Below are 21,982 nucleotides of genomic sequence, written 5' to 3' on the forward strand. Positions count from 1 at the left end.
TTAGTATAAAATTAACTTTATTAAATATTTATATTTAATTATTAGAACCTATATTTTTACCAGTAGATATAAGTTGTTTTTTAGGCATCCATCCACTAATATCTCCTCCATTTTTTTTTAAATACATTACAAAATAAAATTCCTCGTATTCAGAATAAACAATTACCCTATCATTGTGAACAATAAATAGACTTGGGCTAATTAGGCAATTAACATCTGGCGAAGAATAAAAATATGCACGCTTAGCTGTAACTTTAAAAATTTCTCTTGGGTAAAAGCTAATTTCATTTTGACGAGCCTCTTCTTCTTTACTTTCGCAATATCTACATATTTTAAATGAATTAGCATATTTGTGATCGAATGATAATTCTTTATTATTTTGAGTTTCTATTTTGTATAATTTATTGGAATAAAAACCATATTCATTTTGTCCGTAAATAAAATTTATCAGTAACAATGGAAATACAATTTTAATTACATAATTTTTCTTTTTCATAATTAATTTTAATGGATTATTGACTAGCTTCATAAATTATTTTAAGGCTAAAATTAAAATTATAATTAGACATAAAAAAATCAAGTTCTATGAAATATAGTCTTTCATAAGTAGAAAATTCCGAACTTTGATCAATAAAAAATACAGAAGAAAATTATGGATAATCAAGAGATCAGAAATTTGGAACCAAAAAAATTATGGAATTATTTTGCAGATTTGAATGCTGTACCACGTCCTTCTAAAAAAGAAGAAAAGGTAAGACAATTTATTAAAAATTTTGGAAACACTCTGCATTTAGAAACTTTAGAAGATGAAGTAGGAAATATTGTTATAAAAAAAGCAGCAAGCCCGGGGTTTGAAAAACATAAAAAAGTTGTTTTACAATCACATTTAGATATGGTTTGTCAAAAAAATAATGATATTAATTTTGATTTTGACATTGAAGGTATTAAAATGGAAATAAATGGAGATTGGGTACAAGCTAAAGGTACTACCTTAGGAGCTGATAATGGGGTAGGAGTAGCTACTATTATGAGTATTTTATCTTCTGAAGAAATACAACATCCAGCAATTGAAGCTTTGTTTACTGTAGATGAAGAAACCGGAATGACTGGAGCTTTTGGTTTAAAGTCAGGATTATTATCTGGTGAAATCTTATTAAATTTAGATACAGAAGAAGATGATGAAATAGATATAGGATGTGCCGGAGGAATTGATGTAACTGCAAAAGGCAAATATACCGAAATTGAAATACCTTATGATTATAGTATTTATAAATTGGTATTAAAAGGATTGCATGGAGGTCATTCGGGAATGGAAATACATAAAGGATTAGGCAATTCCAATAAACTTTTAAATCGTTTTTTATATGATTTCCTTGATTTACAGATACATTTAATTTCATTTGATGGAGGCGGTTTAAGAAATGCTATCCCCAGAGAAGCAGAAGCTGTTTTTTGTTTAATGGATAATCAAAAAAACAAACTAATACAGCAATTTGAAAAATTAAGAGAAGAAATAATAACAGAATTTTCCACTATAGAAGAGAATTTAGAAATAGAATTAACTAAAATAGAAGGAGAGACCTCCTCTTTAAACTTTGAAGATAGTAAAAAAATTATATCGGCAATACAAGCAGCACATAATGGGGTATATAGAATGAGTCCTGATATAAAAGATTTAGTGGAAGCCTCTAATAATATTGCAAGAGTAGAATTGAAAAATGGAGAAATCCAAATTCTTTGTTTAACACGTTCATCTGTAAATAGTTCAAAATATTGGGTAGCTACTTCTTTAAAAGCGGCATTTGAATTAGCAGATATGAAAGTAGAATTTACAGGTTCTTATCCAGGATGGAAACCTAATCCAGATTCAGAAATATTAAAGCTGGCTGAAAATATTTATGAAAAACAAAACAAAGAAAAGCCTCTTGTTATGGCTTGTCATGCCGGTTTAGAATGTGGAATTATCGGGGAAAAATATCCGGGCATGGATATGATCTCTTTTGGTCCTACTATTAAAGGAGCACATTCTCCCAAAGAAAAAGTAAGTATATCATCTGTGCAAAAATTTTGGGAATACCTATTAGAAATCTTAAAGAATATTCCGACAAAATAAGAATATATATAATCAAACATAATAGAGATTAATAATTTAAATTAATCTCTTTTTTATTTATTTTTAATCTGATAATAAAAAATAGATGAAAAACTCTAAATGCGAAAAATTCTGTTTTCTAATATGAAAGTTTCCTAAATTTAATCTATATCAAGTTTAGCAACACAGGTTTATATGCAGCTGTAATAAATATAAATAAAAAGGATGTAAAGATGGATATAAAATTATTAGGAGGAAATAAATATTCCGGAATAAAAAAATCTCACGATTGTTTCTAATCAGAATTTCAAAAATATATATTTAAGAATTTAATTATACAGAAACTTTATCTTTTAAATCAAGAATTAAAATTCAAAAGCATATGTATTAATATAAGAAAAATATTTTAGCTGTGTTAGTTTGGTTATGGAGGTTAAAAAAAATATAGAAAATCATAAAATTTTATTTTTTTACACAAAACTTTATGTTCGTATAAAATATTCAAGTTGTAAAAAAAATTCAATAAGCTCAAAATATCTTCCATATCTAAGAGCTTTATGAAAAGGTGAAAAAATTAAATAAAAACTAAAAACTAAAAAGTTTTTAACAAAAAATATTTTTTTTGTTAATAAAAAAACAGCTGACTTTTATTTGAAAGTAAGGTTTTTTCTCATGATTAATTTAATTTTGTAAAGAAAGAATCTACACTTTGTTTCTTTCCTAATAAAAAATAATCAACTATAATAAAATAAAATATGTCAACATATGTTGTGGTCGGTCTTCAATGGGGCGACGAAGGAAAAGGAAAAATAACAGACGTTTTAGCAGAAAAATCTGATTATGTAGTCCGTTATCAAGGAGGAAATAATGCAGGACATACGGTATATGTAAAAGAAGATAAATTTGTATTACATCTTTTACCTTCAGGAGTGCTTCAATGTAAAGGAAAATGCATTATAGGAAATGGAGTTGTAGTAAATCCTGAAGCATTTTTTGATGAAATAGAACAGATTGAAAAAAGAGGTTTGGCTACAGATCATGTTTTTATAAGCAGCAGAGCACATATTATTATGCCTTATCATATTTTATTAGATACTTATAGAGAAGAATTTGCAGGAAAAGGACAAATTGGTACAACAAAAAGAGGAATAGGACCATGCTATGAAGATAAAGTGGCTAGAGTAGGAATTAGAGCTATTGATTTGCTTAATCCCGAAATATTAGAAGCTAAAATTAAAGAGAATCTCTTAGTAAAAAATGCATTATTTGAAAAGCTCTTTAATAAAAAACCTTTAAAATTTGAAGAAATATACCAAAAATATTTAGCCTTTGGTCAAAAATTAAAACATCGGATTATTGAAAGTGAATTTGAACTTAATTATGCCATCCAGCAAGATCGTACAATATTATTTGAAGGAGCACAAGCGTTAATGTTAGATATAGATTTTGGAACCTACCCTTATGTAACTTCATCTTCACCTACTACAGGAGGAGTTTCTGTAGGTGCGGGAATACCACCAACCAGTTTACAATATTTAATCGGGGTATCTAAAGCCTATTGTACGCGAGTTGGGAATGGTCCTTTCCCTACAGAATTAGAAGATAATATTGGCGAACATATTCGAGAAATAGGAAACGAATATGGAGCTTCTACAGGAAGACCTCGTCGTTGTGGTTGGTTAGATTTGGTTGCTCTTCGGTATTCTTGTATGATTAATGGAATAACTCATTTAGTTATAACCAAACTTGATGTTTTATCAGAGTTTGATAAAATAAAAGTATGTACAGCATATAAAACGAAAGAGGGAAAAATTATTGATTCTTTTCCTGCAACAACAGAAGAATTAGCTGGATATACTGCTGTATATAAAGAGTTAAACGGGTGGAAGTCTGATATTTCTCACATAAAATCTTTTAATGAACTACCAAAAAATGCTCAAGATTATTTACATTTCATTGAAAGTTATTTGGATGTAGAAGTATATTTAGTATCAGTAGGACCAGAACGATCTCAAAATATTATAAGAACTAATTTATTTTAAATTAACAAATAATAATATAAACTTACAATAGTGCATTAAAGTAAATAAAGTTTTATTAGTTTAATTAAGAAGTGATTGAGCTTGTGCTCTTGCAATATCTGTAACATCTGATCCACTAATCAGCTGAGCAATTTCCTCTATTCTTTCCTTTGGAGTAAGTAAACGTATCTGGGTTTGAGTTTTGTTCTCAACCTCATTTTTTTCAACCTTAAATTGATAATTTCCTTTTGCAGCAACTTGAGGTAAATGGGTTATAACAATAAGTTGCATAGTCTTTGACATTTCTTGCATCAGTATGCCTATTTCATTAGCAATTCTTCCTGAAACTCCTGTGTCTATCTCGTCTAATATCAAAGTAGGAAGATTATCATTTTCAGCCATGATTTTTTTGATAGCAAGCATAACCCTAGAGCGTTCTCCTCCAGATATTGATTTTTCAATAGGTAATAACTTTTTCCCCATATTAGCAGAAAATAAAAATGAAATCTTATCTGAACCTAATCCATTAAAATGATTGATAGTTTCTAATTTTATATTTATTTTAGACTTATCCATTCCTAATTTTGTAAGAATTTCTAATATTCTTTTTTCAAGAAATGGAATATTTTCTAATCTTTTATTATGTAATTCCGTTGCATGTAAATTGAGTTCATTTATATATTTTTGTATCTGTTTCTGACTAATAGAAATTTCTTTTTCTAAATTTTCAGAATTCGTAGTTTTTTTTAATAAATGGTTTTTAATTTCAAGCAACTCATCAACAGAATTTACTTTATGTTTTTGCAATAAGGTATTAATTTCATTAAATTTTTGATTAAGTTCTTCAAATCGTATAGGATTAAATTCTAATTTTTCTAGTAAAAGATCATATTCTGAAGTGATATCTTGCAATTCTAGTTTTACACTGTTTATCCTTTCGGCAAGTTTTTCAAGATCAGGAAACAAAACAGCTCCTTTATCCATACGTGAAGAAATTTCTTGCAATTGGTTTAAAGTACCTATTTCCTCATTTTGTAATAATTGTTGAGATTCAGAAATAATATGAGCAATGAATTCGGAATTTTTCATCATATTCAGTTCGTTTTCCAAATCAGAAAATGAAAGAGATTCTAGTTCAGCATTTTCTAATTCTTCCCATAAATATTTATTATATTCAGAATCATTATTATTTGAATCAAATTGCTTTAATAACTCCTCAAGTTTCTTTTTTTCCAATATATATTGATTATATATAGAAATATATTCAGAAAATTGAATTTCAAGACCTGAGAATTTATCCAATAATCCCATCTGATAGTTTTCATTATACAAATCAGAAGTTTCAAATTGAGAGTGAATATCTATAAGTTGATATGTTAATTCGTGTAAAGTATCTAAAGTAACAGGAGTGTCATTAATAAATGCACGAGATTTTCCAGAAGGAAGAATTTCCCTACGTATTACTGTATTTTCTTCAAAATCTAAATCGTTTTGTATAAAAAAATTAGAAAATTGACTAGAAGATAATTGAAAATCAGCTTCAATAAAACATTTTTTTTCAGAATTTTTAATTGATTTAATTTCAGCTCTTTCACCTAATACTAATTTTAAAGCACCTAATATAATAGACTTACCCGCACCGGTTTCTCCGGTAATTGTAATCAGTCCGTTAGGAAAATCAATAGTAAGATTATCTATCAATGCATAATTACGAATTGATAAATGAGTCAACATGTTTTTTAGTTTTTAATTTTATTCCAATAATCACTGCTGTTTATTGGGGATAGATTTTGAAGTAAAGTTTTTAAATCATTTATATTAACAGCTGTCACAGTTTGCCCACCGGAGAAAATATTTTTAATTTCTTCTTTTTTAGAAGATAGGAATATGTCTAATGGATAAAATTGATAATTTTCTGAATATGTTTTTAATGCTAATAAACTATTAGCAATAGTTGTTTTAGCCTTTTGTTCTTCAGTTGCCATATTGTCCAATCCTAATCGATGATATTGATAAGAAATATTTCTTAGAACCGAAGACTTATCATTTATAATATCAGCAATAATTCCACCGCGAGTTCTTGGACCGTCAAAAGAATTCCAACCATTATATCCTTGATTTATAGCATTATCTGATATTTTTTGAGCAGTATTAAAGTATTCTGTTCCTCCCATAGGGGTAAAAGTATCTGCATCATATCCTAAGATCATAAAAACATAGAAAGAAATAACATCAACTAAATTTTTTCCACTAAATCTGCGCCCATTAAATGTAAGATTTTCAGATTCAATATAATTAAAAGTAAAATCTTTATCCTGATAATTTAAAACGGGAGTTTGATAGGTACTGTTAAAAACGGGACGACTGGATTGTACGAGAATAGAACCTTTAAATTGATCTGTAGACTTTCTTTCTTCTATAATTATACTGAAAGAACATTTGATTCTTTCTTGTAAAGATAAATGTTGGTTTGTCCAACTTGTATTATTGATAAAATCTTTTAAACTTTTTTCTAAAGTTATAAATACCTGATTATTAGACCCCTGTACTTTACTGTAATTTATAATTACATTAGCTAACAGTTCCTGCGAAAAATTATAAGTAGGAAAAGATAAGAATAACAAGAGCAATATAAAATGTTTCATACCTTAGGAAATTATGAAGATTCTAATAATTTGGATTCTATATATTGTAAAATATCTTCTGCAACTTTCGATTTTAATTTTAAATCAAAGAGGTCTTTTTTTCTATTTTTATCAAAAATAGTAATTTTATTTGTTTCAGATTGAAAACCGGCTCCTTTATCTTGTAGAGAATTGAGAATAATAATGTCAAGATTTTTCTTTTGTAGTTTATTTATAGCATTTTCTTCCTCATTATTGGTTTCTAAAGCAAAACCTACCAAAAATTGTTTTTCTTTAGTTTTCCCCATGTTATAAAGTATATCCTCATTTTTAACAAAAGAAATAGAAAATGTATTTTCAGTTTTTTTGATTTTGGTTTTTGATACCGTTTCAGGACGATAATCAGCTACAGCAGCAGCCATAATGGCTATATCTGTATTTGCATAATAGTCAAAAACAGCTTTATACATTTCTTTCGAAGAAACGACATCAATTCTTTTAATGTTAGATGAAGAAGAAAGTACTTGATTTGTAGGACCTGTAATTAAAGTAACATCTGCCCCAAATTTTTCTGCTGCTTTTGCTAATTCAAATCCCATCTTACCAGAAGAGTGATTTCCTATAAACCTTACAGGATCAATTGGTTCATAAGTTGGTCCGGCAGTAATTAATATTTTCTTTCCAAAAAAAACTAAATCTTTTCTTATAAAATGCTCTATATATGTAACTATTTCATCAGGTTCAGCCATTCTTCCCTCACCATCTAAACCACTTGCCAATTCTCCTTTATTAGGGGGGATTAATATATCGCCTTTTAACTGTAGTTTTTTTATATTTTCCGTATTTATAGGATTTTGATACATATCTAAATCCATTGCAGGAGCAAAAAAAACAGTAGATTTTGCTGAAAGATAAGTGGTTAATGCTAAATTATCCGCTTCTGCACTTGCCATTTTAGATATAGTATTAGAAGTAGCAGGCGCAATGACAATAAAGTCTGAATTTAAAGCAAAATTAACATGATTATTCCATTCGCCTGTTTCATTTTTTATAAAATGGGTGTAAACAGGTTTTTTAGAAAGAGTAGAAAGTGTAAGCGGGGTTATAAAATTATGAGCCTCAGGAGTCATAATTACTTGCACTTGGGCACCTTTTTTTATAAAAAGTCTCACAAGGGAAGCTGTTTTATAAGCTGCAATTCCTGCAGTTACTATCAATAATATATTTTTCCCTTGTAAAACCGACATAGAAAAAAATTAGATTTGCGGGGTATCTGTTTTTCTAAAATAAACTTCATTATCTAACCATTCTTGAATAGCTATTAAAGTAGGTTTCGGAAGTTTTTCATAATATTTAGATACTTCAATTTGCTCTCTGTTTTCAAATACTTCATCTAAAGAGTCGCTATTAGAAGCAAATTCATCTAACTTTTGGTTTAGATCATTTTTTATAATAGTATTAATTTGTTCGGCTCTTTTTCCAATAATTACTATGGCTTCATAAATATTTCCAACTTTACTTTCAATTTCTTCTTTATTAAAAGTAATAGTACTAGAGGGTGCACGTAATTCTTTTAAATTCATATCTTGGATACTATGTTTATATTTATTATAATTAATATTAGCTGATTTTTCTTCTGTCTTTTTCTATCTCTTTGGTATTTTCTTCTGAATTTGATTTAGATTCTTGTATAGCTTTTTCAGTATTTTCATAACTTAGTTCTGCGTTATCTAGTCTATTTTTTAGACGTTTAGATTCATCAAAATATTCAGAATTTGGATACTGTGCGATAAAATAATCATAAGTTTTTCTAGCATCTGTAATTCTATCCTTTTGTAACTTGTGTATAGAATTAACAGCTAATTCAGTTTTTGCTCTTAAAAGATATATAGTTATTTCTTCTTTAAATTTTGTGTCTGGAAAATCATTTAAAACATTATTTAATGAAATAATAGCTCCTTTATATTCTGTAATTTTATAAAGGGTTTTTGCATTTTCAAACGCTTTTTTCTCTAATTTTCTATTAAGTTCATCAATCATTTGATTACATGAAGAAACTTTATCAGAATTAGGATAGGTATTTATATAATTTTGTAATTCTTTTAAAGCATCATAAGTATTCGTTTGATCGAGGTTATAATCCGGAGAATCTATAAAGTAACAATAAGCAACCATATAAGCCGCTTCGTTTGCTCTTGGATCTTTTGGAAAAGAGAGTACAAAATTTTTAAATTGATGGGCAGCTAATCGGTAATTCTTATCTTGATAGTTTAAGTTGGCATTCCTATAAGCTACTTCTGGAGCTTCATCTGTACCTACTACAAATTTTGTAGCATATTCATAAAGACTAATAGCTTGTGTGTATTTCTTTCTAGCTTCATATTCTTCAGCTACTTTTAATATAAAATCTTTGTCAGTGCTTTTTAATGCTCGACTCAATCTTCTTTCACAACTTACTAAAAGCATTAATATAAAACTTGTAAGAATTATTTTTTTCATCAGCTTGCAAAATTACATTTTTTTAATAATTAAAACAAATAAAAATTAACGTTTTATGAATTAGAAAATGATTTTCAAAGTCAAAATTTATTTATGTATAATACCTTATGATATGGAAATACGATTTAGCTCTATTTTTATATCGTGAATTAATTGTTCAGATGCATGTACTAAAGGAAGCCGGGTATAGGGTTTACATAAACCATTAATAGCGAGTAATGCTTTAATGCCGGCAGGATTTCCTTCTTTAAAAATTAATTTGAAAATATTCTGTATTTGATAATGAATTTTATAAGCTTCATCTACTTTTTTTTCTAATCCCAAATGGATCATAGAAGATACTAAATTAGGTAATGCTTGTCCAATAACAGAAATTACTCCACTTCCTCCGGCAAGAGTTATTGGCAAAGCAAGTTCATCATCTCCGGAAATTACCATAAAATTTTCAGGTTTATCTTTTATTATATAAGTTGATTGTAAAAAATTAGGAGAAGCTTCTTTGATGGCTATAATAGAACTAAATTCATTTGCTAAACGCAAAGTTGTGGCTGCTTCTATATTAGAGGCTGTTCTTCCGGGAACATTATATAAAATAATAGGTTTCGTACTAGCTTGGGTCAAGGCTTTGTAATGCTGGTAAATTCCTTCTTGAGAAGGTTTGTTATAATATGGAGATACCGATAATATAGATACAAAATCTTTTAAATCTGCTAATTGTATTTGACTAATTACTTCATTTGTATTATTTCCTCCTATTCCCAAAACTAAAGGCAAACGCTTATTATTACTCTTTTTTATGCAATCAATTACTTTTTTTTTCTCTTCAGAACTTAGTGTAGCACTTTCTGCAGTTGTTCCTAAAACTACAAAATAGTCCACTCCATTTTCTATATTATAATGTACTATTTTTTCTAAAGCAGGGAAATCAATTGACCCATCTTCATTGAAAGGTGTTATTAAAGCTACACCCAAGCCTTGTAATAATTTCATAAGAGTAATAATTTATTTTTTATAATTTATAAAGTAAAAATAATATTTATTTTTAAATTTAGGAATACAAAAATCTATATAATTTATATTTGAGTTAATAAGAATTCTATAGTATCAATGCCATCTGCATATTGATTAAGTTTAGGGTATTGGGTTTTACCAAATGAAATTTTTGTAAATCGTATTGATTCTGAATTAGAAACAACACACTGAATTTTATTTTTATTTTGTGAAATATAATTATTAAGAGAAGATATTTCATGATAATGCTTATAGAAAATTACCCCAATAGGACTGTATAAATCTTCAGATTCTTTAAGCATAATAAAATTATTATCCCAAAATTTATCTTCATTCATGAGATATATAGCCTTATTGTACTCATAATTATTAGTGTATTTATTATGATTTATAACGTCTTGGTAGGGTAAAAAAGATTTAAAAATATTGTCAAGATTATAATTTTCAGGAATAAATATTTGTGTAACATTTCTACATCCTAAGCCAAAGTAGGTAAATATATCTTTAGCTAAATTATCTAAATCTTTGCCGGATTCATTTCCTTCTAAAATAGCCAAAGAGGTTCGGTTTTTTCTTATTATGTGAGGAATATCTTTAAAATAATATTCAAAATATTTTGCTGTATTATTACTGCCTGTTGTTATAACTGCATCATAAAATTCTAATTTTTCAACAATTTTGAATTCTAAATCTTTATAAAAATTTTTCCATAGATTCAAAATGAAAGGGATTAATATATTGTCTTTGGATGATAGTTTAATTTGAGCTCTATGTCCGGTTATTAATACACAAATACAGTCATGTAAACCAACCATTGGTATATTTCCAGCTAATATTAATCCTATTGTTTTTTTAGATACAGCATTATTTATTGTTTTATATTTGGAAATCCAATTAGAGATGTTTTCATAAGTAAGAATATTTCCCCAATAATCAAATGCGGTAAAAATATTTTTCTGCGTAAACCAGGGGTTTTTAATTTCAGCAAACTTTACAATATTATCTAATTCTAAAAAAAAAGAAGAATTTTCACCCTTGTTTTGATTGAATTGATATAAAATTTCACCAACTTTTACAAGGGATTTTATTTTCTGTTCTAAACTCATGGCTAATATAAATTATGTAAAAAAAATTGTATAATTTTGCAACAAAAATAAAGTAAATAATTCGGTATGGCCATAAAAATAACAGATGAATGTATAAATTGTGGAGCTTGTGAGCCTGAATGCCCTAATAATGCTATATATGAAGGAGCTGTGGACTGGAAAATGTCAGAAGGAACTGAATTAACAGGAATGATTGTTACTAAAACGGGGCTTTCTATTGATGCTGATGCTCCTCAAAAACCTTTATCCGATGATATTTATTATATAGTTACAGATAAATGTACAGAATGTGAAGGATTTCATGAAGAACCACAATGTGCAGCAGTATGTCCTGTAGACTGTTGTGTCCCAGATGATAATCATGTAGAAACAAGTGAAGAATTATTAGCTAAAAAGAATTTTTTACATTCTTCATCTTAATATTTAACGATATGCACCCAACCTTAAAAATTTAAACTAATGAAAAAATTTAATTTTAGTGCTGGTCCTTCTACACTACCAGAAGAAGTTCTTCAGCAGGCCTCAGAAGCAATATTAGACCTTAATAAAAGTGGATTGTCATTAATTGAAATATCACATAGAAGTAAAGATTTTGTTGCTATTATGGATGAATCAAGGGCCCTAGTTAAAAAATTAATGAAGCTCGATGATGATCATGAAGTTTTATTTTTACAAGGTGGAGCTAGCCTTCAATTTTTAATGGCTCCTTTAAATTTTTTAAAAAAAGGTTCAAAAGCTGCTTATATAGATAGTGGAAATTTTGCTTCAGCATCTATTAAAGAAGCAAAAAAAATAGGGGTTATTGATGTTTTAGCATCTTCTAAAGAGGCTAATTATACATATATTCCTAAAAATTATGAAATACCCTTAGACGTAGATTATTTACATTTAACTTCTAACAATACAGTTTACGGTACTGAAATGCACGATTTTCCGGAAACTTCTGTACCATTAGTATGCGACATGTCTTCTGATATATTAAGTAAAGAATTAAATTTTAATAAATTTGCTCTTATTTATGCAGGAGCACAAAAAAATATAGGTCCTGCTGGAGTTACATTGGTGATAGTAAACAAAACATTATTAGGAAAAACAGGTCGTGATCTTCCTTCTTATCTAGATTATCAAGTACATATAAGCAAAGAAAGTATGGCTAATACTCCCCCTGTTTTTGCTATTTACACCACTTTATTAAATTTGAAATGGCTTGAAAAACAAGGAGGGGTTAGTGCAGCTGCTGAAAGAAATAAAATTAAAGCAGATCTTTTATATGGAGAAGTAGATAGAAATCCTTTATTTAGAGGAGTATGTGAAAAAGTAGATCGTTCTTTAATGAATGTATGTTTTTTTCTTAATGATGAGGAAAAGTTAAAAGAAAAGTTTGATAAAATGTGGAAAGATTCTAATATAGTAGGAATTGGTGGGTACCGTACTGTGGGTGGTTATAGAGCAAGCATTTATAATGCTATGCCATTAGAGGGTGTTCAGACTTTAGTAAATGTCATGAAAGAGTTAGAAAAAACTGCCTAAAATCTATATTAATATATTTAAATTATGAAAATATTACCTAATGATGGCATATCATCATCTGCCATAGAAGTGTTAGAAAAAGAAGGGTTAGAAGTTATAAATCATAAAGTAGCCCAAGAGCAATTAGCAAATTTTATTAATGAAAACAAAGTAGAAGTTTTATTGGTGAGAAGTGCCACTCAAGTAAAAAAAGATTTAATTGATTCATGTCCAACCTTAAAAATTATTGGTAGAGGAGGAGTAGGCATGGATAATATAGATGTGGATTATGCTAAGAAAAAAGGGATTAATGTAATAAATACACCTGCAGCTTCATCAAGATCTGTAGCAGAACTTGTTTTTGCTCATATGTTATCTTTATATCGTTTTTTACAAGACTCAAATAGAAATATGCCATTAGAAGGAGATACTAATTTTTCTGCTTTAAAAAAATCTTATGGAAAAGCCATGGAACTTGGAGGTAAAACATTGGGAGTTATTGGCTTTGGAAGAATTGGGGTGGAAGTAGCAAAAATAGGTTTGGCTTTAGGTATGAAGATTATTGTTTCTGATGCCGAAAAAATAACCCGTACATTAACTTTAGATTTTTTTGATGGACAAAAAGTTGATTTTACATTAACAACCACAACTATGGAAGAAGTTTTAAAAAACTCAGACGCAATTTCTGTTCACGTTCCTAAACAGCCTAAATATATTATAGGTGAAAAAGAAATTAATTTAATGAAAAAAACTTCTGTTTTAGTTAATGCTTCTCGCGGAGGAGTTATTGATGAAGTTGCTTTAATAAATGCGCTTAATGAAGATAAAATATTTGGTGCCGCTTTAGATGTTTTTGAAAAAGAACCGAAACCTGAAATTACATTATTAATGAATCCAAAATTATCCCTTTCTCCTCATATCGGAGGTAATACACTTGAGGCACAGGAAAGAGTTGGAATAGAATTAGCAGAACAAATAATTAGCTTTTATAAGAATAATCATCAAAATTTATCATCCTAACCGAAGACTATGTTAAGTTTTAAACCGTTTAAAGGAATCCATATAAAAGAAGAATATATAGAAAAATTTCCCATATACACTCCGGAGAAATATACAGAAGAGCAAATTAAAGCTAAATTAAAAGATAAAAATCCTTCCTATATAGATATAATAAGACCTACTTTTTTTAAAGGAGAAAGTCCTCTTAAAAACAGGTTTAAAAAAGTTAGAAAAAGATTTGAAGAGTATATAAACGAAAATCTTTTAGAACATGATCCGGCATCAATTTATATATATGAACAAAAGAAAAGAAATGGAGAAATTTTTAAAGGGATTATAGGTTTGGTTTCAGTAGAAGACTTTAAAGAAAATCGTGTAAAAATACCTGAAAAAACAATTGAACAAAAACAAAAAATATTTACCGAATTCTTAGATATTACTTATTTACAAACTAATCCTGTTTTATTAACATATGATTCTAATTCTAAATTAGATGTAATGATGGAGCTCGAAATGAAAAGTAAACCCCTTTTTCATATTGAGGATGAATTAGATATTTCGCATAAAATATGGAAAGTAGATAATCGGTTAAAATTAGCTCAGTTTAAAGAAACTATAGAAAATCTTCCTGCATTATATTTAGCAGATGGACATTATCGAATGGCTGCAGCAATAGAACATTCAGATAAAATAAAAGAAAAAGCAAAATCTAAAGATTTTTTATTTGATATGAACCATCAGGTTATGTCCTTATTAATTTCAAGTCATTCATTAAAGATATATGAATATAATAGATTAATCAAATCTTTAGGTTCTTTATCAAAAGATAAATTATTTACAAAATTAGAAAAATATTTTACCATAAATGAAAAGGGGGATCAACCATATTTTCCTTCTCATAAGCATCATATAAGTATGTATTTTGATAAAAAATTTTATGGTTTATATATAAAACATGAGTATAGAGGAACTCCTGATGATTTAGGTAATATAGACACTTATCTATTTAATAAATTTATTCTCGGTCCTGTATTTAATATTTCCGATGAAAATGAAGAAAAAAAACTAGTCTCATATCTTAAAGGAACAAATGATATAAAAGGGATTATAAATATGAAACAAGTTGTGGATTATGGTGATTATCAAATCGCATTTGGTTTTTATTCAATACCTTTTTCAGATTTAAAAATAATTTCGGATTTAAATTTAAAAATTCCTGCAAAAAGTACTTATATAGAACCTGAATTACTTTCCGGTTTGATTATGCTTGATATGAAATAAAGTATTTTTAATAATTAGATTCATTTTTAATTTTTTAAAGGTTCTAATTCTTTTGCATAAGGAGTTTCATCAATTATTTTCCAATTATATAAGCGAGCAATAATATAAAGATCTTTTAAATTAGAAATTAATTGATTGTAAGCTAATAATTTTATATTAGAGTTTTCCACTTCTTTTTGTATATCTTTTTTTCCTTCTGTCATTACTGAATTTAAATCAGCTTTGGAAAAATTATTAAACAATCCTTCTTCCATACTATATATTTCTACATCAGGATAAACGTTGAGTTCTGGTTCTGGTAAAAAAATTATTTTTATTTTTTTATTAACAGAATCAACATTAATTTTCATTTTTTTCATATCATAAGTAACCTGAGCTTTAGCAGTAATATATAAAACAATATTTTTATTAAGAAAATTTAAATATTTAGGATTATAATCATTATATTTTTTAGTTCTGAAAGCAGAATAATTTTGCTCTATAACAATCATTTTATTTAAACGTTGTATCTCATGATTTATAATCCTTGTATCAACAATGTTATTTTCTTTAGTTGAGAAATTTTTAAATAATAAAATAGATATTATACCTCCAATAATAAAACAGGCAATTACAATAATAATTTTAGTTAATTTTGCTAACATATGCTTAAATATATATATAATTATATATGCATAAACTATGCAAAAATTGATATAATTACATAAAAATATCTAAAAATTAAATTATTTTCTTAAAAATATGTTATAAAGATCTTCTTCTAAAGTTTCATGAGTGGGGGTTTCAGTTATTCTTCCTATTTCATTTTCACCTTTATATATTATAAAAACAGGTATTCTGGTAATACCTTTTTGGTTTTGTTCTCCATAAAAACTTTCTTTATTTTTATTTAAAGCATATAGATCAATTTTTTTCTTAGGAAATTTTGATTCATCAAGAATCTTTAAAAATCGAGGAAGTTGTTCTTGCGTATCACTACACCAAGTACCTAAAAAAATTTCTATTCTATAAAATTTAGCTTTCCTTCTTATTGTATTTATAAACTTTTTCTTTGGAATATAGGAGTCATATTCTTTAAGATACCAATCTTTAAAATCTGGAGACGTTAAGGCATCAGTTGTTATCCTTCCAATAAGCATAGGCTCTCCCTCCGTATTTATAATTTTTTTATTAACTATAATTTTTTCAGATCTACAACTTGAAAACATACAAAGAACACAAATAAATAATATAAATTGATTAATTTTCATATATCAAAAATAATTTTGGTAAATATACAAAACTCTTGTAAATTTTTTATAACAGTTAATATTTAACTAGATATATATTATAATTTCGATTATATATTTAGAATTAATAAATACCAATAATAAATTTAATCGATTAATATTAAAAAAAATAAAGAGAAAAAGAGTTTTTAAATAAAAAAGTAAAATAAAGTTCTTACCTTAATACAATATATAAATATGTAATAAAAAATAGATAATCCATAATAATTCTTAGGCAATAAATATTTATGCTAAAAAATTATATTATTCTAAAACTACAATCGGGATAATCATTTCTTCAAGAGATATACCACCATGCTGATAGGTATCTTTATAATAATTCACATAATGATTATAATTTTTAGGATAAGCAAAAAATTTATTTTCTTTAGCAAAAATATATTTGGAGTTTACGTTTACTTTTGGCAAAAAGAAATCTTCAGGATCACTTACAGCAAATACATCTTTTGCTTCATATTGAAGATTTTTGCCTAATTTATATCTTAGGTTAGTAGAAGATTCTTTATCCCCTATAACTCTGCTAGGTTTTTTCACATAAATAGTTCCATGATCAGTAGTAATAATCAATTTATATCCGTCTTCAGCAGCTTGTTGCACAATTTTAAGAATGCTTGAATTTTCAAACCATGTGTATGTTAATGAACGAAAAGTTTTATCATCTCTTATTAATTCACTAACAATATTATTATTTGTTTTAGCATGAGAGAGTATATCAATAAAATTGTAAACAATAGTAATAAGATCTAAATTATTATAAATTTTAAAATCTTCATATATTTTTTTTTCAAAATCAGCATTGAGTACCTTAAAATATTTAGTTTTTAGGTCTTTTAATCCTAATCTTTGCAATTGAGCATTTAATAGCTCATTTTCAAATTGATTTTTTTGTTCCTCATCATTTTCCCCAACCCAATATTGAGGGAAATTTTTTTCAATTTCGAGAGGTAACAAACCCGAAAAAAAAGAATTTCTTGCATATTGAGTAGAGGAAGGTAAAATACTAAAATAAGATTGTTCAGTGACTTTATTAAAATACTTACTAAATAAAGGTTGTATAACTTTCCACTGATCATAACGTAAATTATCGATCATTAACAATAATACCTTCTCATTTTTTTCAATGGTAGGTCTTATTACATCTTTAAAAACAGTATGAGACATTTTAGGCTTTACATCAGTATGAAGCCAATCTCTATAATTTTTTTCAATAAACTTGGAAAATAAATTATCAGCTTCTTCTTTCTGGTTTTGAAGAATGCTTGTCATTTCTGCATCCTCTAATTTATCGAATTTAAGATCCCATTGTATTAGTTTAAGATATATTTGTACCCAATCATTATAATTTTCTGCATACATTAAATCCATAGAAATCTTACGAAAATCTTGTTGGTAATTTAGAACCGTCTTTTTTTCAATAATTTCATCTCCCTTTAAAACTTTTTTTAAACTCAATAATATCTGATTGGGATTAACGGGTTTCAAAATATAGTCAGAAATTTTTTCACCAATAGCTTCCTCCATAATGTCTTCCTCTTCATTTTTAGTTATCATAATAACTGGTAAAGTGTTTTCAATTTCTTTAATTTTTTGTAAAGCTTCCAAACCACCCATTCCCGGCATATTTTCATCTAATAAAACCGCATGGAAATTCCCTCCGGTAATTAATTTTAAAGCATCAGGTGCGTTATTTATTCCTGTTACTTCATATCCTTTATTTTTTAAAAATATAGAATGAGACTCAAGCATTTCAATTTCATCATCGATCCATAATATTTTTGCAATCATTTTAAATATTTTATTTTTGCATATAAAAATACAAAAAATATGCCTTTTGAAAGAGTATAAAAAAGAAACTAGAATAAATAAAAAGAAAATATTTAATGATCCCGTACTTGGATTTATTAGTATTTCGGATGAATTAATTTTTGATTTAATAGAACATCCTTATTTTCAAAGATTAAGAAGAATTTCTCAAACAGGGTTAAGTTATTATGTATATCCGGGAGCTACTCACACACGTTTTTTACATGCTTTAGGCTGCATGCAGCTTATGCATATAACCTTAAGATCATTAAAAGAAAAAGGGGTATATATTTCAAAAGATGAAGAAAGAGCTTCAAAAATAGCTATATTATTACATGATATTGGACACGGACCATTTTCGCATGCATTGGAATCTACCATTATAAATGGTATACATCATGAAAAAATATCACTAACTTTGATGAAATTACTCAATGAAGAATTTAATGGTAAACTATCTTTAGCAATAGATATTTTTTTAGATAAGTATCCTCGAAAATTTTTTCATCAGCTTATTTCAAGTCAAATAGATCTAGATCGATTAGATTATTTAAGAAGAGATAGTTTTTTTACAGGAGTTTCTGAAGGAAATGTAAATTCTGAAAGAATTATTACAATGATGAATGTTATTGATGATGAATTAGTTATTGACGCAAAAGGTATATATTCCATTGAAAAATATTTAACCTCAAGAATATTTATGTACTGGCAGGTATATTTTCATAAAACTTCGGTAACGGCTGAATTTTATTTAATTGAAGCTTTAAAGCGGGCAAAAAAATTATTTTATAAGGGAGAAGAACTGCCTACAACTCCAACGCTTCAATATTTTTTAACAAAAACAGATTTTAGTGATTTAAAAAATGAAGATTTATATCAATTTTCTCATTTAGATGATTCAGATATAATTTCCGCGTTACAACTTTGGCAGTATCATGACGATAAAATATTACAAATATTAAGTAAAAGCATTATTCAAAGAAAATTGCCTGTTTCACTTATAATGCCCAAACCATTAACAAATAACGTAATTGAGAAACTATTAATTGAAACGGAAAAAATTTACAATATTAAAAAAGGTAACTATTTCATTCATCAAAATAAATTAAATATATTACCATACAATAGTACGAAAGACCCCATAAAATTATTATTGAAAAGTGGTAAAGTTATTGATTTAGAAAAAATGAATAATCAAGTATTTATTAAAGGTTTAAGTAAAGATATAATAAAATATCATATATGTGTGCCTAGGGAAATAGGTGGATTCATACAAAGATTTTTGTAATTTTAATAAAATGTTTACATTTGCAAATTATGAAATTTAGTGCCCAGCAGATAGCTGATTTAGTTAACGGAAAAGTAATAGGAAATCCTGAAGAATTGGTTTCCTATATTTCAAAAATAGAAGATGGTATTCCAGGAACTTTAACCTTTTTAGGTGGAGAAAAATATCAAGAATTTTTGAAAGGTAATAAAGCTTCCATAATATTAATATCTGAAAAATTAATTCCTCAAGATATTTCAGAATTACCTACTATTATATCCGTAGAAGATGCATATTCAGCTTTTAATCAATTATTAAGATTTTATAATGAAATGAAAGAAAAAAAGACAGGTGTAGAAGAACCTGTTTTCATATCTAATAATGTGACATTAGGTAAAGATCTTTTTATAGGAGCATTTGCATATTTAGCCTCAAATGTTAAAATCGGTAATAATACTAAAATATATCCTCAAGCTTATTTAGGAGATAATGTAGTTATTGGTGAAAATTGCTTAATAGGTCCAGGCGTAAAAATTTATAATGACTGTATTATTGGAAATAATTGTGTAATACATGGAGGAACTGTAATAGGAGCTGATGGTTTTGGTTTTAGTCAGTCAAAAGAAGGATATGAAAAAGTTCCACAATTAGGAAATGTAATTATTGAAGATGATGTAGAAATAGGAGCTAATTGTACAATAGATAGAGCAACAATAGGATCTACTTTAATAAAAAAAGGAGTTAAATTAGATAATTTAATTCAAATTGCTCATAATGTAGAAGTTGGTCAACACACTGTAATAGCTTCTCAGGCAGGTGTAGCCGGTTCTTCAAAAATAGGTCAATGGAGTATGATAGGAGGACAAGTAGGTATTTCCGGACATTTAAAAGTAGGAGATAATGTTATACTACAAGCCCAGAGCGGAATTACAAATGATGTTGATAATAATGAAAGATTATTTGGTTCACCGGCAATAAAATATATTAAATATCAGAAAAGTTTCGTTTATTTTAAACAGTTACCTGAAATTATAAAACGAATAGAAAAATTAGAAAAAGATAGTAAAACTCAAAGTGAATCATAATGTCAGATAAACAAAAGACAATAAAACAACCCTTTACTTTAAAAGGGAAAGGGTTACATACAGGAATAGAAGTCATTATGACCATAAAGCCTGCTCCTATTAATACAGGCTTTGTTTTTGTGCGAGTAGATTTAGAAGGTCAGCCTACAATTGAAGCTGATGCAACCTATGTAACTTCTACAGAAAGAGGGACAGTTTTAGAAAAAAAAGGAGTTAAAATTCATACATGCGAACATATACTAGCTGCTCTCACTGGAATGGACTTAGATAATGTATATATTGATCTAAATAGCTCTGAACCACCAATTATGGATGGATCATCAAAATTTTTTGTTGAAGCAATAGAAAATGTTGGAGTAGAAGAACAAGAAGCAGAAAGAGAATATTTTTCCATTAAAGAAATTGTATCTTATACAGATCCGGAAACAGGATCAGAAATAACAGCAATTCCTTCAGATCATTTTGAAGTCACGACTATGGTAGATTTTGGAACCAAAGTATTAGGAACTCAAAATGCAACAATGAAGGACATAAAAGATTTTAAAAATGATTTTGCAAAAGCACGAACATTTAGTTTCCTTCATGAACTGGAAATGCTGTTAGATGCCGGATTAATCAAAGGAGGGGATATAAATAATGCCATAGTATATGTTGATAAAGAACTTTCGTCAAAAACTTTAGAAAAATTAAAATTAGTTTTTGAACAACCGGAAGTAACAGTTAGACCCAATGGAATATTGGATAATGTAAATTTATACTACCCCAATGAGGCTGCTCGTCATAAACTATTAGATGTCGTAGGAGATTTAACGCTTGTTGGTGTAAAATTGAAAGCAAAAATTATAGCAACCAAACCAGGACATCATTGCAATACACAATTTGCAAAAAAATTAAATAAACTATATAAGTTATTTAGACGAAAAAACATACCTGAAATTGATTTTCACAAAGAACCAGTTTATAATATAAAAGATATAATGAGAATGCTCCCTCATCGACCTCCATTCTTATTAATAGATAAAATTATGGAAGTAGATAGCAAACACATAATAGGAGTGAAAAACGTAACGATAAATGAACCGTTCTTTGTCGGGCATTTTCCTAGTGAACCAGTAATGCCTGGAGTATTACAAATAGAAGCCATGGCACAAACCGGAGGAATTTTTGTTCTGGAAAATGTAGAAGATCCTCAAAATTACTCAACTTACTTGATTAAATTAGATAATGTGAAACATAAAAGAAAAGTAGTACCAGGAGATACATTAATACTTAAAATAGATTTATTAGAGCCAATAAGGAGAGGAATTGTACATATGCAAGGATATGGATATTGTAATGGACAAATGGTAGTAGAAGCAGAAATGATGGCACAAGTAGTAAAAACAAAAGACTAAAA

General features: G+C 27.5%; 20 protein-coding genes. 9 read left to right on the forward strand and 11 right to left on the reverse strand.

All coding sequences use genetic code 11. From position 1 onward, the window contains the following. Positions 1-34 precede the first annotated feature (34 nt). Positions 35-496 (reverse strand): hypothetical protein, encoded by a 462-nt coding sequence (locus tag C4S76_RS04765; RefSeq protein ID WP_105193187.1) that lies wholly within the window; start codon positions 494-496, stop codon positions 35-37. A 156-nt stretch (positions 497-652) separates the two neighbouring features. Here C4S76_RS04765 and C4S76_RS04770 point away from each other — a divergent pair, with 156 nt between their 5' ends. Beyond that, positions 653-2,113, forward strand: a complete 1,461-nt coding sequence (locus C4S76_RS04770; RefSeq protein WP_105193189.1) for an aminoacyl-histidine dipeptidase — start codon at positions 653-655, stop codon at positions 2,111-2,113. A gap of 734 nt (positions 2,114-2,847) precedes the next feature. Next, complete coding sequence (locus C4S76_RS04775; protein WP_105193191.1) at positions 2,848-4,134, forward strand: adenylosuccinate synthase; 1,287 nt, start codon at positions 2,848-2,850, stop codon at positions 4,132-4,134. Between the two features lie 60 nt (positions 4,135-4,194). Here the strand turns inward: C4S76_RS04775 and recN are convergent, their stop codons facing one another. The 7 genes from recN to C4S76_RS04810 form a co-directional block, all read right to left on the reverse strand. After that, positions 4,195-5,847: a DNA repair protein RecN gene (gene recN / locus C4S76_RS04780; RefSeq protein ID WP_105193193.1), complete on the reverse strand. Its 1,653-nt coding sequence runs from the start codon at positions 5,845-5,847 to the stop codon at positions 4,195-4,197. A 5-nt stretch (positions 5,848-5,852) separates the two neighbouring features. Next, the gene (gene porD / locus C4S76_RS04785) at positions 5,853-6,758 is read right to left on the reverse strand and encodes a type IX secretion system protein PorD (RefSeq protein WP_105193195.1); all 906 of its coding nucleotides are present in this window, start codon (positions 6,756-6,758) and stop codon (positions 5,853-5,855) included. Positions 6,759-6,769: 11 nt separating this feature from the next. Beyond that, the gene (coaBC, locus tag C4S76_RS04790; protein WP_105193197.1) at positions 6,770-7,984 is read right to left on the reverse strand and encodes a bifunctional phosphopantothenoylcysteine decarboxylase/phosphopantothenate--cysteine ligase CoaBC; all 1,215 of its coding nucleotides are present in this window, start codon (positions 7,982-7,984) and stop codon (positions 6,770-6,772) included. A 9-nt stretch (positions 7,985-7,993) separates the two neighbouring features. After that, entirely contained in the window at positions 7,994-8,320 is a 327-nt protein-coding gene (locus tag C4S76_RS04795) for a DNA-directed RNA polymerase subunit omega (RefSeq protein ID WP_105193199.1), read from the reverse strand. Between the two features lie 37 nt (positions 8,321-8,357). After that, complete coding sequence (locus C4S76_RS04800; protein ID WP_105193201.1) at positions 8,358-9,236, reverse strand: outer membrane protein assembly factor BamD; 879 nt, start codon at positions 9,234-9,236, stop codon at positions 8,358-8,360. 105 nt (positions 9,237-9,341) lie between these two features. Beyond that, entirely contained in the window at positions 9,342-10,226 is an 885-nt protein-coding gene (gene dapA, locus C4S76_RS04805) for a 4-hydroxy-tetrahydrodipicolinate synthase (RefSeq protein ID WP_105193203.1), read from the reverse strand. Positions 10,227-10,309: 83 nt separating this feature from the next. Next, positions 10,310-11,353: an acyl-CoA reductase gene (locus C4S76_RS04810; RefSeq protein WP_105193205.1), complete on the reverse strand. Its 1,044-nt coding sequence runs from the start codon at positions 11,351-11,353 to the stop codon at positions 10,310-10,312. 66 nt (positions 11,354-11,419) lie between these two features. Between C4S76_RS04810 and C4S76_RS04815 the strand changes: the two genes are divergently transcribed. The 4 genes from C4S76_RS04815 to C4S76_RS04830 are packed head-to-tail and all read left to right on the forward strand — an operon-like array spanning position 11,420 to position 15,142. Then, complete coding sequence (locus tag C4S76_RS04815) at positions 11,420-11,773, forward strand: 4Fe-4S dicluster domain-containing protein (protein WP_105193207.1); 354 nt, start codon at positions 11,420-11,422, stop codon at positions 11,771-11,773. Between the two features lie 39 nt (positions 11,774-11,812). Next, complete coding sequence (serC, locus tag C4S76_RS04820) at positions 11,813-12,883, forward strand: 3-phosphoserine/phosphohydroxythreonine transaminase (RefSeq protein WP_105193209.1); 1,071 nt, start codon at positions 11,813-11,815, stop codon at positions 12,881-12,883. Positions 12,884-12,907: 24 nt separating this feature from the next. Beyond that, on the forward strand, positions 12,908-13,882 hold the full coding sequence (locus C4S76_RS04825) for a D-2-hydroxyacid dehydrogenase (protein WP_105193211.1): 975 nt from the start codon (positions 12,908-12,910) through the stop codon (positions 13,880-13,882). Positions 13,883-13,891: 9 nt separating this feature from the next. Further along, positions 13,892-15,142 carry a DUF1015 domain-containing protein gene (locus C4S76_RS04830; RefSeq protein WP_105193213.1) on the forward strand — a complete coding sequence of 417 codons (1,251 nt, stop codon included), beginning with the start codon at positions 13,892-13,894 and terminating at the stop codon, positions 15,140-15,142. A 26-nt stretch (positions 15,143-15,168) separates the two neighbouring features. Here C4S76_RS04830 and C4S76_RS04835 read toward each other — a convergent pair whose 3' ends face one another. The 3 genes from C4S76_RS04835 to porX all read right to left on the reverse strand — a co-directional run bounded on the left by C4S76_RS04835 (position 15,169) and on the right by porX (position 18,216). Continuing rightward, positions 15,169-15,786 carry a DUF4230 domain-containing protein gene (locus C4S76_RS04835; protein ID WP_105193215.1) on the reverse strand — a complete coding sequence of 206 codons (618 nt, stop codon included), beginning with the start codon at positions 15,784-15,786 and terminating at the stop codon, positions 15,169-15,171. 81 nt (positions 15,787-15,867) lie between these two features. Continuing rightward, positions 15,868-16,392 (reverse strand): thioredoxin family protein, encoded by a 525-nt coding sequence (locus C4S76_RS04840; RefSeq protein ID WP_105193217.1) that lies wholly within the window; start codon positions 16,390-16,392, stop codon positions 15,868-15,870. Between the two features lie 282 nt (positions 16,393-16,674). Then, the gene (porX, locus tag C4S76_RS04845) at positions 16,675-18,216 is read right to left on the reverse strand and encodes a T9SS response regulator signal transducer PorX (RefSeq protein ID WP_105193219.1); all 1,542 of its coding nucleotides are present in this window, start codon (positions 18,214-18,216) and stop codon (positions 16,675-16,677) included. A 46-nt stretch (positions 18,217-18,262) separates the two neighbouring features. On the opposite strand from porX, the gene C4S76_RS04850 reads away from it, so the two are divergent. The 3 genes from C4S76_RS04850 to C4S76_RS04860 are packed head-to-tail and all read left to right on the forward strand — an operon-like array spanning position 18,263 to position 21,980. Continuing rightward, positions 18,263-19,522 (forward strand): HD domain-containing protein, encoded by a 1,260-nt coding sequence (locus C4S76_RS04850; RefSeq protein WP_105193299.1) that lies wholly within the window; start codon positions 18,263-18,265, stop codon positions 19,520-19,522. A gap of 29 nt (positions 19,523-19,551) precedes the next feature. Beyond that, complete coding sequence (gene lpxD, locus C4S76_RS04855) at positions 19,552-20,586, forward strand: UDP-3-O-(3-hydroxymyristoyl)glucosamine N-acyltransferase (RefSeq protein WP_105193221.1); 1,035 nt, start codon at positions 19,552-19,554, stop codon at positions 20,584-20,586. Further along, the gene (locus C4S76_RS04860; RefSeq protein WP_105193223.1) at positions 20,586-21,980 is read left to right on the forward strand and encodes a bifunctional UDP-3-O-[3-hydroxymyristoyl] N-acetylglucosamine deacetylase/3-hydroxyacyl-ACP dehydratase; all 1,395 of its coding nucleotides are present in this window, start codon (positions 20,586-20,588) and stop codon (positions 21,978-21,980) included. The genes lpxD and C4S76_RS04860 overlap by 1 nt, the downstream gene beginning before the upstream one ends. Positions 21,981-21,982 lie beyond the last annotated feature (2 nt).

This window comes from Apibacter adventoris, assembly GCF_002964965.1.
GTDB lineage: Bacteria > Bacteroidota > Bacteroidia > Flavobacteriales > Weeksellaceae > Apibacter > Apibacter adventoris.